The 13,037-nt window shown below is 71.1% G+C and carries 15 protein-coding genes; 8 read left to right on the top strand and 7 right to left on the bottom strand.

Annotation, left to right across the window (positions count from 1 at the left end; genetic code table 11):
- On the top strand, window positions 1-2,457 hold the full coding sequence (locus D7223_RS33210; protein WP_202864637.1) for a type II secretion system protein GspG: 2,457 nt from the start codon (window positions 1-3) through the stop codon (window positions 2,455-2,457).
- Between the two features lie 454 nt (window positions 2,458-2,911).
- Window positions 2,912-4,096, top strand: a complete 1,185-nt coding sequence (locus tag D7223_RS12975; protein WP_158610877.1) for a low temperature requirement protein A — start codon at window positions 2,912-2,914, stop codon at window positions 4,094-4,096.
- A 3-nt stretch (window positions 4,097-4,099) separates the two neighbouring features.
- On the opposite strand, the gene D7223_RS32775 is transcribed toward D7223_RS12975, so the two are convergent.
- Together D7223_RS32775 and D7223_RS33945 are read right to left on the bottom strand one after the other, a co-directional pair.
- Window positions 4,100-4,780: a hypothetical protein gene (locus D7223_RS32775; protein ID WP_158610878.1), complete on the bottom strand. Its 681-nt coding sequence runs from the start codon at window positions 4,778-4,780 to the stop codon at window positions 4,100-4,102.
- Window positions 4,781-4,828: 48 nt separating this feature from the next.
- Entirely contained in the window at window positions 4,829-4,954 is a 126-nt protein-coding gene (locus tag D7223_RS33945; RefSeq protein ID WP_272948690.1) for a hypothetical protein, read from the bottom strand.
- Window positions 4,955-5,162: 208 nt separating this feature from the next.
- Between D7223_RS33945 and D7223_RS12985 the strand changes: the two genes are divergently transcribed.
- Window positions 5,163-5,438 carry a BON domain-containing protein gene (locus D7223_RS12985; protein ID WP_120728569.1) on the top strand — a complete coding sequence of 92 codons (276 nt, stop codon included), beginning with the start codon at window positions 5,163-5,165 and terminating at the stop codon, window positions 5,436-5,438.
- Window positions 5,439-5,468: 30 nt separating this feature from the next.
- On the opposite strand, the gene D7223_RS12990 is transcribed toward D7223_RS12985, so the two are convergent.
- Complete coding sequence (locus tag D7223_RS12990) at window positions 5,469-6,176, bottom strand: GNAT family N-acetyltransferase (protein ID WP_202864638.1); 708 nt, start codon at window positions 6,174-6,176, stop codon at window positions 5,469-5,471.
- 204 nt (window positions 6,177-6,380) lie between these two features.
- Window positions 6,381-6,656, bottom strand: coding sequence for a hypothetical protein (locus D7223_RS12995; protein ID WP_147252498.1), 276 nt, complete (start codon window positions 6,654-6,656; stop codon window positions 6,381-6,383).
- A gap of 249 nt (window positions 6,657-6,905) precedes the next feature.
- Between D7223_RS12995 and D7223_RS13000 the strand changes: the two genes are divergently transcribed.
- The gene (locus tag D7223_RS13000; RefSeq protein WP_238161892.1) at window positions 6,906-7,514 is read left to right on the top strand and encodes a DUF421 domain-containing protein; all 609 of its coding nucleotides are present in this window, start codon (window positions 6,906-6,908) and stop codon (window positions 7,512-7,514) included.
- Between the two features lie 71 nt (window positions 7,515-7,585).
- On the top strand, window positions 7,586-8,833 hold the full coding sequence (locus D7223_RS13005; RefSeq protein ID WP_120728577.1) for a cation:proton antiporter domain-containing protein: 1,248 nt from the start codon (window positions 7,586-7,588) through the stop codon (window positions 8,831-8,833).
- Here D7223_RS13005 and D7223_RS13010 read toward each other — a convergent pair whose 3' ends face one another.
- The 3 genes from D7223_RS13010 to D7223_RS13020 form a co-directional block, all read right to left on the bottom strand.
- Entirely contained in the window at window positions 8,834-9,574 is a 741-nt protein-coding gene (locus D7223_RS13010) for an ATP-binding protein (protein ID WP_120728579.1), read from the bottom strand.
- Window positions 9,575-9,580: 6 nt separating this feature from the next.
- Complete coding sequence (locus tag D7223_RS13015) at window positions 9,581-9,937, bottom strand: STAS domain-containing protein (protein ID WP_158610879.1); 357 nt, start codon at window positions 9,935-9,937, stop codon at window positions 9,581-9,583.
- Window positions 9,938-10,082: 145 nt separating this feature from the next.
- Entirely contained in the window at window positions 10,083-10,595 is a 513-nt protein-coding gene (locus tag D7223_RS13020) for a MarR family winged helix-turn-helix transcriptional regulator (RefSeq protein WP_120728583.1), read from the bottom strand.
- A gap of 48 nt (window positions 10,596-10,643) precedes the next feature.
- Here D7223_RS13020 and D7223_RS13025 point away from each other — a divergent pair, with 48 nt between their 5' ends.
- The 3 genes from D7223_RS13025 to D7223_RS13035 all read left to right on the top strand — a co-directional run bounded on the left by D7223_RS13025 (window position 10,644) and on the right by D7223_RS13035 (window position 12,980).
- On the top strand, window positions 10,644-11,435 hold the full coding sequence (locus D7223_RS13025) for a potassium channel family protein (RefSeq protein ID WP_120728585.1): 792 nt from the start codon (window positions 10,644-10,646) through the stop codon (window positions 11,433-11,435).
- Between the two features lie 4 nt (window positions 11,436-11,439).
- Window positions 11,440-12,516 carry a PP2C family protein-serine/threonine phosphatase gene (locus D7223_RS13030; protein ID WP_147252499.1) on the top strand — a complete coding sequence of 359 codons (1,077 nt, stop codon included), beginning with the start codon at window positions 11,440-11,442 and terminating at the stop codon, window positions 12,514-12,516.
- A 125-nt stretch (window positions 12,517-12,641) separates the two neighbouring features.
- Complete coding sequence (locus D7223_RS13035; protein WP_158610880.1) at window positions 12,642-12,980, top strand: STAS domain-containing protein; 339 nt, start codon at window positions 12,642-12,644, stop codon at window positions 12,978-12,980.
- Window positions 12,981-13,037: the final 57 nt, after the last annotated feature.

Below are 13,037 nucleotides of genomic sequence, written 5' to 3' on the forward strand. Positions count from 1 at the left end.
ATGGAACTCACCAACAGCAAGCGGGTGCTGCTGAAGGCCAGCTACGTGCAGACCGAGCTGTCCGACGACGACCGTGTCCAGGTCCGGTCGGTCAGCGGCCGGGCACTGGAGAAGGTCAACTTCGTCCGGGACCTGGCCCTGGTCGAGCAGGAGCTGCGCACGCTGCGGCACGCGCTGCCCGAGGACCACCAGCTGCTCGACCTGGCGCACACGCTCATGGCCAGACCTGCCGAGCACCTGCTCACCGCCGGACGGATGGCGGCCCTGGACGACGCCGCCTTCCTGCGGTTGGGGCAGGCCGTCGCCGGGCTGCGGGCCACGCCCGCGACGACGTACACGGTGGCCGCGTTCGAGCAGCGGCTGCGCATCGCGCCGGTCGGGCGGCTGCATCTCGAGCGCATCGAGATGTATCCGGCGGGTACGGAGCGGGGCGAGCTGGTCTTCACGGTCCCGATGACGCCGAAGGAGACCGTGACCGTCTCGCACAAGGAGTGGTCGACGTCGAAGGACGAGTACGAGCAGATCGTCTCGGACTACTTCGAGAGCTACAGCGAGCGGGGCGTGGTCGACAAGACCGACGCGTCGGTCTCAACGGAGAACGAGTCGCGGCACACCAGCGCGTTCACCTTCGGCTCCAGCGTGAGCGGCGGGTACGGGCCGGTGACCGCGTCGGTCAGCGTGGGGCTGTCCAACTCGTCGGAGGATCGCGCCTCGGTCGAGGAGAGTGTGTCGAACACCCGCGAGATCACGCAGAAGGCGTCGGCGCGGTCCCGGCAGGAGCACAAGGTGTCGCTGAAGCTGGAGTCGACGCGGGGCACCGAGGACGCGTCGTACCGGACCATCACCAACCCGCACGCCGACCGGGCGCTGCGGGTGGACTACTTCCGGATGATGCGCAGGTGGCGGGTGGACCTGTTCCGCTACGGGCTGCGGCTGACGTTCGACATCGCCGTGCCCAACCCGGGCGCCCGGTTGTGGGCGCGGCACCGGGAGCTGGCCGACCTGGACGTGCGGATCCGGACACCGTTCAGCTTCGCCCTGTCGGTCGACGACATCACCGACACGAGCTGGGCGGCCCTGGGCAAGGAGTACGGGGTGGCGCTGGAGCCGCCGCCGGCGGAGAAGATCGTCATCCCGTACGCCCGCCGGTTCGAGGCGGGCAAGGACGTGGACGGCCCGATCGAGTTCACCGCTCCGCCCGGCTACACGATGGGCAGCGGGTTCATGGGTGTCATCGAGTGGTGGGGCCCGGGTGGGATCCCGGTGATGCTGTGGCCGACCGAGGACACGAAGCTGGAGGCGCAGCTGCCCACCCCCGGCACCGGCATCGCCGAGGTGAAGGGCGAGGGCATCGCCAGCGACGACAAACTCATGGTCACGTTCATGCGGACGCCCTCGTACACGATGCAGTTCTCGCTGGTGGCCGGGGCCAAGCGGTCGGACCGGACGTTCCGGGACTGGCAGCAGCGGGCGTGGACCGCGCTGCGCGACACCGCCCTGGCCAAGCACCAGACCCAGCAGGCGCTGCTGCAGGACCGGCGCGACCGGCTGTGGATGCTGCTGTCGGGCAAGGACACCCTGACCCTCCGGCGGCTGGAGCGTGACGAGCTGATGCGCGGGGTGCTGACCTGGCTTATCGGACCCGAGTTCGAAACCGCGCCGAACGAGGTCGGCAGCATCATCAAACAGTCGATGGATCGCGACGCCGACGCCGTCGACGCCCCCGACGACAAGCCGCAACCCGACCGGATCCTCACCGCCGGCCAGTGGGGCACCGTGTCGGGCTTCGGGGACCTGGTGAAGTTCATCCACCACGCCGTCGAGTGGGAGAACCTGCTGTACTTCCTCTACCCGTACTTCTGGGGCAGTGACGACCTGGCCCGGGAGAAGCTGCTGTTCGAGCACGCCGACCCGGGGCACCGCGACTTCCTGCGCGCCGGCTACGCACGGGTGGTGGTGCCGATCCGACCGGGCTTCGAGGAGCGTTTCACGCACCTGCTCGACACGGGTAGCCCGACCGGGACGTCGCCCTATCTGACGATCGCGCAGGAGGTGGCCGCGTTCGCGCACACCAACTACGCCGGGATCCCGCCGGCGAACCCGGAGCAGCACGCCCGTCCGCTGCTGTACCCGCAGCAGCGGACGACGTGGGACGTGATGCAGGTGGTGATCGACGAACTGGAGCGCTACCACGCCACCCACGGCCGGTATCCGGCGCAGCTGGCCGACCTGGCCGGCGGGCCCTACCGGGACGCGTGGAACCGCGAGCTGGTGTACCGGCTGCCCGGCAGTGGCAACGACTACGACCTGATCTCCTTCGGTGCCGACGGCGAGCCGGGCGGCGAGGGCGTGGACGCGGACATCTCCGCCGCGGCGGGCGCCTCGCTGATGGCGACCTGGTTCGACTACACGCCGACCAGCGGCATCGACATCGCGGTGCACTCGGTCCCGATCTGACCGCCGCCTCATCCTCCCCGACGGTGTGGTGAACGGGGCCGGGCCGGCGAACAGAGGCAGACATGAATGCTGCCGGGTGACGCGGCCCCTCCCGCTCGCGGTCCACCCGCGCCCGGCGCGGTCGGGCAGGTGTGACCGGCTCGGCGGCGGGTATGTCGCCGAGCCGGCCGACGCGACGCGGGTGTCCACGGTCGTGCCTCCCGGGCTGCCCGGGACGTCACGACGGGCGATGGCAACCGCGGCACCCGGCCGGCTCGTCCAAGCGGGGCCGGAGGGAGGCTGTGGTGGGTCAGTGGCCTCCGGTCGACTCTGGCCGCCCGCCGTGGAACACGTCGGGTGTCCCGAGCGGGTCGACAGTGCCGCACCGGATCGGTTCGGGGCGGGCGGCGACGCGCCCGCCCGCGAGTCACCGGGCGCGATGAGGACCGGCGAGGGCAGGGACGATCCCGGGAAGTTGCTCCGTGGCCCGGAGCAGTCGAGGCAGGCCAACTTCCTGGAGTTGTTCTTCGATCTGGTACTCGTCTTCGCACTGAAGGGCGTCGTCGACCGGGTGACCCCGGACCTCCTCGACAGCGACCTCGCGATCCGCTGGTCGTCGCTGCTCTACGCCGTCCTGTTGGCGTTGCCGCTGCTGTGGCTGTGGACCACGACCGTGCACATCACCAGCCGATTCGATCCGCGCCACCAGGGGATTCAGGTCATGGTGCTGGTCAGCGCCTTCGGCCTCCTGCTGATGACCACGTCGCTGGCGCACGCGTTCATCGGTCGGGGCCTGGTCTTCGCCGTGCCCTATGTCGTCCTGCAGGTCGGTCGGCCGCTGATCCTGGCGGCGCTGGTGCGTGGGCACCTCCCGCTCCGCGCCCTCTACCTGCGGTCGGCGGCGTGGTCCGCGGTCTCGGCCGTGCCGTGGTTGGCGGGGGGAATCCTGCAGGACGAGGCGAGGGTCCTGCTCTGGTCGGTGGCCATCGTGCTCGATCTGGTGGGTGCCCGGGTGGGGTGGTTCGTGCCGCACCTCAGACGCCGGGCGATCAGCGCCTGGGCGCTGCACAGCGGCCACCACCTGGCCGAGCGTTACCAACAGCTCCTGCTGGTCGCGCTGGGGGAGAGCGTCCTGGCGGTGGGGACCACCTACACCGTCCTGCCCGCGGGAGTCGGCAACACCCTGGGTCTCGTGGTCGCCTTCGTCACCACCATCCTGCTCTGGCGGATCTACTTCTACCGCTCCGGGCAGGTCCTCGCCGAGGCGGTCACCATGGCCAAGGACCGGGACAGCATCGGCCGGCGCACCGGCGCCGCTCATATGATCATGGTGATCGGAATCCTCGCCGTCGCCGTCGGCGCCGAGGTCGTGCAGGAACGGCCGACGGCCGGCGTGCTACCGGTCTGGTTGGTGATGATCCTGGGCGGCCCGGTCCTGTTCCTGCTGGGTCGGATCCGGCTGGAACGCGTCGTCTTCGACCGCGTCTCCACCCGCCGGACGGTCGGCATCGTGCTTCTGCTGGCGCTCGCGATACCACTGCTCTTCAGCACACCGCTGGTCGCCGCGACCGCCGCCGCCCTCGTCCTGCTGGGCATCGCGATCGCCGACGCGCGGCAGGCGGGCCGACAACCAGGAGAGGTGCCGACGCCATCCGGATGAGCGTCACTCCCGCTGCTCCCGGTCGGCGTCGGCACGCTGGCGTTCGGAACTGAGGAAGAACGCACCCAGGGCACCGGCCAGGGTGGCGAAGACGGCCACCGAGTAGACCGCGAGCACGAGTTCGACGACCTGGGCCAGCGGGTCGGCGGCGGTCAGCGGCTCACCGGTGATCGTGGTCAGCGCGACGTCGTGCAGCGCGGTGCCGTACGAGCGGTAGGTGCCGGCGAGGACCAGCAGTTGCCCGACACTGAGGACGATCGTGGTGGTGATGATCGCCAGCCAGGCGAGCCGGTCGGTCAGCAGGCGGCCGGCGGAGCGGGAGCCGCGGACGGCGGCGCTGATGACGCCGCCGGCGCGGGCGGCGCGCAACGTGGCGGCGGCCCGGGCGAACCGCAGGAACGGTACGGCGAGGAAGATCACCTGCCACCAGTTGCGGCGCCAGAACGTAGCGGGCTGGTGTCGGGCGAGCCAGGCGCGCAGGGCGAACTCGACGACGAAGACCACCCAGAGGACCCAACTGACGACGGTCAGCGCGGCGGAGAGCGTGGGGTGTCGGGCGAGCGCCTGGCCGAACACGACCAGCAGGAAGAGAACGCCGAGGGCGCCCATCGGCTTGTCCAGCCGCCGGGCGAGTCCATTCAGGGCCGCGTCGCGGGACCGCTCGTCGTCGGAAGGGCCCGTCATCGGTCGAACGGAGCCGGCGGCAGGGCTCGGGGAGGGGTGGGCACGGCGTCAGCGGGTGACGGCCGTCGGGGTCACGGCGGGAGAATCGGCCCGACCGTCCGCCGTGCGGCCGGTGCTGACGACCAGCACCGCCAGGGTGCCGAGCAGCGCCACCCGGCGCGATCGACGTGCCACGTCTCACCTCTCCCGGATCCGTCCGGCGGCGCGCCTCCCGGCGCCTCATCGGGCCGCTACCCGGCCCCATTGGCGCCAAACGTCCCGTGGGCCACCCGGTGGAACTGTCACGGTCGTACGCTCCAACCGTCACGACTTTGTCGTATTGGCGGCGAAACCTGCGGGGTAGCGCAGTACGGAAGCCCCACCAGGATGTGAGGAGTGAGTCGTGACCTACCCCTGGTTCTTCCCTGACGATCTGCCGTCGCTGTTCCCGAGCACCCCCGTCTCCGAGGACACCCGACTGGCCTGCCGCCTGCTCGAACAGATGCAGCGGGAGCCGCTGTTGCGCCACGAACGCATCTGCATCGAGGTGCAGGACCGGGTGGTGATCCTGGAGGGATCGGTCAGCTCGGCCGGCGTGCGGGCCCACGCCCACGCCCTCGTCTGGGGTCGCGCCGAGGTACGCGACGTCAGCAACCGGCTGCGCCTGCGGGACGAGTGACCGGCACCAGACGCCCGCCGGACGGCACGGTCAGGGATGTGGCCGGTCCCGCAGCCGGTGATGGTACGTCCGTAGCCCGTCACCGTCGCGGGTGTGCCGGTGGGAGCCGGCCTCCCAACCCAGTCGCTCGTAGAATCCGACCGCCCCGGCGGGCCCGGTAGGGGTGACCAGTTCGGCCATCGTCGCGCCGGCGTTCCGGGCGTACGCCACGAATCGGTGCACGAGCCGCTCGCCGATTCCGCCGCCCCGCCACGCCGGATGCACCGCCAGGGCGGTGATCACGGCGACCTGCGGCGCGGGCGTCGACCGGTCCGGCATTCGACCCGCCGGTCGACGGGTCAACAGCCGGCGTGCCCACGGTCCGACCCGCGAGCGCAGCAGCCGAACGGCCACCCGGGGTCGACGCGCCATCGCCGTGACCCCGGTGATCGCGAAGGATGCGATCGCCCGGCGGTCGCCGAGCAACGTCGCCGTGTGGGCGCTCTGGTGGGTGGTGCCCAGCAGGAACCCGACCAGCCCGTCACCGGGGGCGTCGGCATCGACGACCACGTAGCAGACGCCGTACGGGGAGTCGAGGAACGACCGGTGCCAGCGGCGGACGAAACGGGCGCCGAGCGACGGGAACAGCCCGGTCGGCAGGAAGTCGACGTGGGCGCGGGCGGTGGCCCGCAGCTCACCGCGCGTCGCCGGCCGCAGGACGAGCCTCGGGTGGGAAGGAGCGACCCGATCCGGTGTCACCGACCTCCGGTCGGTGGCGTGGGTATGGTTCCCGTTTCGACGAATGCGAGGTGTCAGCATCAGGCAACCTTCGTCCGGGGATCACTCGTCGTCGGGGCCGGCGCGGTGGCGCCGCCCGGAGCGCGGTCGCGGCCGGCCCCGCTCACCGGTGGCGTTCCCGATCCGTCGGCGATCGCACCCCGACGGGCGGGCGTCCCGGCCCCGTCACCGGACGGTGATCTCCTGTGCGACGAGCGCACGGCCGCCCTCGAAGGCCCGGTACGGTCCCGGCGGCCCGAGGTCGTAGCGGTCGGTGAGGTCGCGGTGGGAGAACCGGATCACGGTTCCCTGTACGGTCACCAGCTGCGGCGGCGCGGGTATCGAAGGGCCCGTGATCAGCACGAGCAGCGTTCCGTCGGTCAGGTCCACATCGCGGACGACGAATGCGGCATCGGTGATGACCCGCTCGACGCTCGCCGTCACGGTGAGCCGGTCGCCCACCTCCGCCCGCGCGACGGTGCCCCGGGCAGTCGTGGGTGCGGGTTCGGGACTGGGCCGGGGAGCTGCGGACTCGCCGGTGCAGCCCGCGGCGAGCAGGACCACCGATGCCAGCGCTGCCACTGCGGGACGTTTCCAGCCGCATTTTCTGCCCATCCGTGGTTCCTCCTCTCGTGCGGGTGTCTCGATTCAAGGAGTTCCCCCGCCTGTGGCGACCCGACCCCGGAACCGTGACAGTTGCGTCACGATTCCGTGGGAAGCGCGCAGCGGACCGGTCGGGGTGGCCGGGTACGGGCCGAGGTACCGGGGTATCTGAGGCGGATGGTGCTGAAGAACCCGGAAGACCTGCTCCGCCTGCTCGTCGTCGCCGCGATCGTCTATCCGGCGCTGGTGCTGATCCTGCGGCTGTCCGGAAAACGCACGTTGTCGAAGCTCAACGCGTTCGACTTCGTGGTCACGGTGGCGCTGGGGTCCACCCTTGCGACGATCCTGCTCTCCCGGGACGTCTCACTGGTGGAGGGGATCCTCGCGCTGACCCTGCTGGTGGCGTTGCAGTACGCGGTCGCGCTGGTCGCCGTACGCTGGCCGGCGGCGCAGCGCCTGCTCAAGTCGCGGCCGACGATGCTGCTGCGCGACGGTCGGCTGCGGCGCGACGCGATGCGGCGCGCCCGGGTCGCGGAGAGCGAGATCCGCCAGGCGGCCCGCAGTAGCGGCGCCGGAGATCTGAGCGAGTTGGCGGCGGTGGTGCTGGAGTCCGACGGCAGCCTCAGCGTCATCCAGCGCAGCAAGCTCGGCGACGGCAGCAGCCTGGACGACGTGGCCGACGACGGCCACCGGGATCGTCCGGCGCCGTCGCTATGATCATCGGGGTCCGATGTAGCGCCGCGGGGTCTGTCGGCACCGTGCTGACGCGGGTCTCTGGAGCGTGACCGATGCTGTTGTTGTCGTTCGCCGCCGTGCTGCTGCTGGCGGTGCTGCTCTCGGCGCTGGCTCACCGCACCATCCTGTCGACCGCGGCGCTGTTCCTGGTTGCCGGCTTCATCCTCGGTGAGGACACCGGCGGGCTGTTGCACCTGCACGCCGATTCGCCCATCGTGGCGCAACTGGCGGAGCTCGCCCTGTTCGCCGTGCTGTTCTCCGACGGGATGCGGGTCGGCTGGGCGGACCTGCGGTCGGCGTGGCGGCTACCCGGCCGGGCACTGGGGTGGGGTCTGCCGCTGACCCTGCTGATCACGGCGCTGCTGGCGCACTACGTGGCCGGGCTGGGCTGGGCCGAGGCGCTGCTGATCGGCGCGGTTCTGGCCCCCACCGACCCGGTGTTCGCGGCGGCGCTGGTGGGCAACGACAAGGTGCCGGCCCGCCTCCGGCACCTGCTCAACGTGGAGTCGGGCGTCAACGACGGGCTGGTCCTTCCGTTCGTGGTGCTGCTGCTGGCGGTCGCCGCGGGCTCGGACGACCTGCACCTGGGAGGGCTCGCCAGCGAACTCGCGGTGGGACTGCTCATCGGTGTGTTGGTGCCGTTGCTGGCGCTCGCGCTGGAGCGGACCCGGTGGTTCGCGGCGTCCGCCGCGTACGCGCCGCTCAACGGGGTGGCGATCGGGCTGTTGGTCCTGGCGTTGGGCAAGGTCACTCACGGCAACCTGTTCCTGGCGGCGTTCGCCGCCGGGATCACCGTGGCCACCTTCGGGCCGAGGGAGCGAGCGGCGTTCGAGCATTTCGGGGAGAACGTCGCGGAGCTGTTGAAACTCGCCGCGCTGCTGGTCTTCGGCGCGCTGATCTCGGTGCAGTTCCTGAGCGAGATTTCCTGGACCGGATGGGCGTTCGCGGCGCTGGCCATCTTCGTGGCCCGTCCGGTCGCGTTGTGGATCTCGTTCCTGGGCTCCGGGCTCGGCGCCCGGGAACAGGCCGCGGCGATGTGGTTCGGACCGAAGGGCTTCGCCTCCGTCGTCTACGGGCTGCTGGTCCTGGAGTCCGGCATCGCCGCCGGCGACGAGGTGTTCCACCTGGTCGCCCTGACCATCGTCATCTCCATCCTGTTGCACTCCTCGACCGACGTCGTGATCGCCCGAGCCTTCGACGAGTCCCGTGAGACGCCTGCCTGGTTCGGCGTCCTGCACCGGGCGCGCCGGCCGCTGCGGTCCCGGTCGCGGGATCGGGACGAGACGTCCGCCGGCGACTGATCAGTAGGATCCGTCGATCTCGGCCCAGACGGTCTTGCCGTCACCGAAGGCGAAGAAGCCCCACTTCGTGGTGAGAGCGGCGATGATCGGCAGGCCGCGACCACCTTCGGAGACCTGACCGGGGAGTGTCGGGGCGGTGGAGTGGGGCGTGTCGCCTCCCCGGTCGCGGACGCTGATCCGCAGCGATCCCGCGACCTCGGCGACGGTGATGTCCATCTCGGTCCCGGCGTGCTGGACGGCGTTGCTGATCAGTTCCGAGGCGATGACCATCGCCTGGTCGGCCACCGCGTCCATGCCCCATTCGCGGCACTGCCGGGCGACGAGCCTGCGGGCAGCGGCGGGCGACTGCGCGTGGGCGGGCAGACACAGGTGCGTCCGGCGGGAACCGGGTGGTTCACGCCCGGCAGCCTGAGCGAGGAGTGCCCTGCCGAGGATCGCGTGCTGACCGAGGGTGGCGCGGAGCAGCCGGCCGGTGGGAGTCAGCGGATTGGTCGACAACGTCAGCCGAGGTCCGTCGAGCGGGTCGGTCGCCCATCGGGAGAGGAACCTGGCGACCGGAGCGACGTCCGGCGTGGCCAGGGCATTGAGGTCCACCTCGAAGGCCAGCGGAGCGTCGAGGGTCCCGCCGAGCAGCAGGGCGGCGAGATGCGGTTCCGCCTCCCGGGTGAGGCTACCCGCGATGGTGATCCGGGTGCTGCCGCCGTCGAAGTCGCGCAGGACTGTCCAGGTGAATGGGGCCACGGAACGTCATCTGCCGTTCGGCGAGCCGTAGAGCGTGCCGGTTGGCCGGGTGGCGGGACGCTCGAGCGTGGCCGCCACACCGGTGATCCGGAGGACCTCGGCGACGATTCCGTTGGCGTTGCGCACGACCAGGACCCGCCCCTGCCGGGCGGCGAACCGATGGACGTCGACCAACTCCTTCACGGCACTCGAGTCGATCAGGGTGGTGTCCCGCAGGTCGACGATCAGCCACTGGGTGGCGGTGGACGCGAGGGTGCGCTCCACGGCCTCGCGCAGGTGGCCGGAGAAGGCCATGTCCAGTTCTCCGGAGAGGTGCAGAGTCCTCGGCGCGAGCCCCGCACCGGAGGACCGGATGCTGAACATCGGGGCTGCTGCCACCTCCCTGAGTCGACGCCTGGATACCTGCATGATTGCAGGTATCCACGGCGCAACGGTACCTGCCCGGTGGGCTTGGGTGTTCGGGGCGTCCGGGGCGGTGCCGCGCGGCGGCCCTGCGGCGGTGGCATCGTCAGGGGCTGGTGCTGGACTGCTCCCAGCGGCGCCACCACAGCTCCTCCGTCGGCTCCCCGGCGGCGACCACCAGAGCGTTGATCAGGTCGGCGGTCGTCCGCGGCCCTCCGGCGCCCGCCAGCTCCAGGAGTCGCCGGATCTCCGCGGTGCGGCGCCGCATGACCTCGCCGACGAGCGTCTTGCCGCCGTCGGTGAGGATCAACCAGGCGACCCGCCGGTCGTCGGGCTGTCGGCGGCGGAGCACCAGGTTCCGGCGTACCAGTCGATCGCACGTCCGCGTCGCGGTCGACGGATGCACCCCCAGCGACGTGGCGAGATCCACGGTCCGCAGCGGGGCGCGTGACGCGAGAATGACAAGTGTCCGGTACTGCGACAGGGTGACCTCGGCGTCCAGTGAGCCCAGGGTTCGGGCGGTGATCCCGACCAACGTGCGGCTCAGCGCGGAAAGGCCGGCGACCAGCTGGTCGTCAGCCGCGGTCGACGGGGTGTCGCCCTCCACGTACAGTTTCACCCCGAAATGATTGCACGTATGCACGCATAGCTATCGGGTGGGCCGTAGATGCAGGTGAGAACTGACGCGATACCCGCCGACCGGGCCACGCGGTGGGAACGACTGACGGCGCTGCCGCTGACCTTCCTGTCGGTCATGTTCCTGGTGGTCTACGCGGTGCCGATCCTGCGGCCGGACCTGCCGGACTCCTGGCGGGCTGCGTGTGAGGCCACGACCGTCCTGATCTGGCTGTTGTTCTGGGTCGACTTCGTGACGCGGCTGATCCTGGCCGGCGAGCGGCGGCGCTTCCTGCGGGATCACCTGTTCGACCTCGCGGTCCTGGTGCTGCCCATGCTGCGGCCGCTGCGCGCGCTGCGGCTGGTCACCGTGGTGCTCAACCTGAGCAGAAGGGCCGAATCCTGGGCCCGTGGCCGACTCGCCGTCTACGTGGGCGCCACCACCATGCTGCTGGTGCTGGTGTCCGCGCTGGCGGTGCTGGACGCCGAGCGATCGGCGACGGACAGCAACATCACGTCCTTCGACGACGCGATGTGGTGGGCGACGGTGACCATCACCACCGTCGGCTACGGTGATCACTTTCCGGTCACCGCGACGGGTCGGTTCGTCGCACTGGGGCTCATGATCGGCGGTATCGGACTGATCGGTTTCGTCACCGGTTCACTGGCCACCTGGATCGTGGACCGGGTCTCCGAGAAGGGCCGGGCGGCCGCTGCCACCGTCGACGACATCGCGGCCCTGCGGGCGGAGATCGCGGCGCTGCGTCGGCAGCTCGACCCGCAGGCGTCGACGACCGGCGACGACCCGGATCGGCGGGACCATGCGGACCAACCCGCCGGCTGAGCGCGTGGCGGACCGGACGGACGCCGCCGGTTCCCCGTGGGCCCCCTGGCTCGGACTGCGGCTGGCCATCGGGTTCATCGCGGTGGTCCTGCTGGTCGACGTCGCGGCGGGCACGCACGCCGTACTCATCGGTTTCCTCGCCCTCGCCCCGTTGTTCGCCGCCGCCGTCGACACGCCCCGCCGCACGGGCGTGGTGTCGGCCACCGCGATCACGGCGGCGGTGGCGGCCGGGCTGCCCAGCGGGATGCTCGGCAGCCTCGACCACCTGCTCCGGGTGTTGGTGGTGATCGCGGTCAGCCTCATGGCCGTGTACGTCGCGCGGGCCCGGACCCGACGGGAGGAGCGGCTGCGCCGGATGGCCGAGATCGTCCGGACCACCCAGGCGGCGATCCTGCGCGAGCCGCCGCGGTACGCGGCCGGGGTGGAGCTGGCCGCCCGTTACGTCTCGGCCTACGAGGAGGCCGGCGTGGGCGGCGACCTGTACGAGGTGGTCGCCGACCACGACCGGCTGCGGATCATCGTCGGTGACGTCTGCGGCAAGGGGCTCGCCGCGGTGCGCCTGGCCTCGGCGGTGACCGGGGCGTTCCGGCAGTTGGCGATCATCCGGCCGGACCTGGTGCAGGTGGCGCGTGATCTGGACGCCCTGGTCGCCCGGGAGCCCACGTCCGCCCGCGGCACGACGTTCGTCACCGCCGTCCTGGTCGAGCTACGCGATGGTGAGATCCGGACCGTCAACTGCGGCCATCCGGCACCGATCCTGCGCCGCCGCTCCGGAGAGATGACGGAGTGCGGGACGTCTCCACCGGATCGGCCGCTCGGGCTGGCCGGGCCCCGCACGGCGGAGATCGGCCGCCACTGGGCGGTCGGCGATCGGCTGTTGTTGCTCACCGACGGACTGATCGAGGCCCGCGACGGCGAGCGGCGCTTCTTCCCGATGGACGCGCTGCGGGACTGTCTGGCCGAGCCGTCGGTGGACAGGTGTCTCGACGCCGTCTGGGGCGCGGTGCACCGGCACGTGGGCGGCGAACCGCACGACGACATCGCCCTGCTGCTGGCCGAGCGCCGGCCCGCGGTCGGGTGACCCAACCGCCTGCACGTTTGGCGATCTTGGACGTGACCTGCGCGGCCGGATAGGCTGACCTACGGCACAGTTCATTGCATGCTTGCACGTTTCAGATGGTGGGCGCCGATCGGATGGAGTCGTGCGTGGCGTTGACGATCGACATGACGCAGCAGGAGCCCGTCACCCGGTTCCGGCTGTCCGGGGAGATGGACGTCGCGACGAGCGGGTACGTGCACGACGCCGTCATCGCGGCGTTGGCGATCGATTCGGTGCGAGACGTCACCCTCGACTTCACCCACCTCACCTTGATCGACTCCTCCGGCATGGGGACCCTGGTGGCATGCCAACGCGCGGTCGCCGTGCGAGGCGGCACCCTGCGGCTGGAGAACCTCGCGCACTTCGTCCGACGGCAACTCTTCGCCGCCGGCCTGCTCGGCCTGCTGTGTGGCGGGGATGACGGCAGCGCCGCCTCCTCGAACTGAACCACCCGTCCCCTCGGCCGCCCCACAGATCGGACCCCGCTCGTGACTCCGCCCCCG

The organism is Micromonospora endolithica (assembly GCF_003626595.1).
GTDB lineage: Bacteria > Actinomycetota > Actinomycetes > Mycobacteriales > Micromonosporaceae > Micromonospora > Micromonospora endolithica.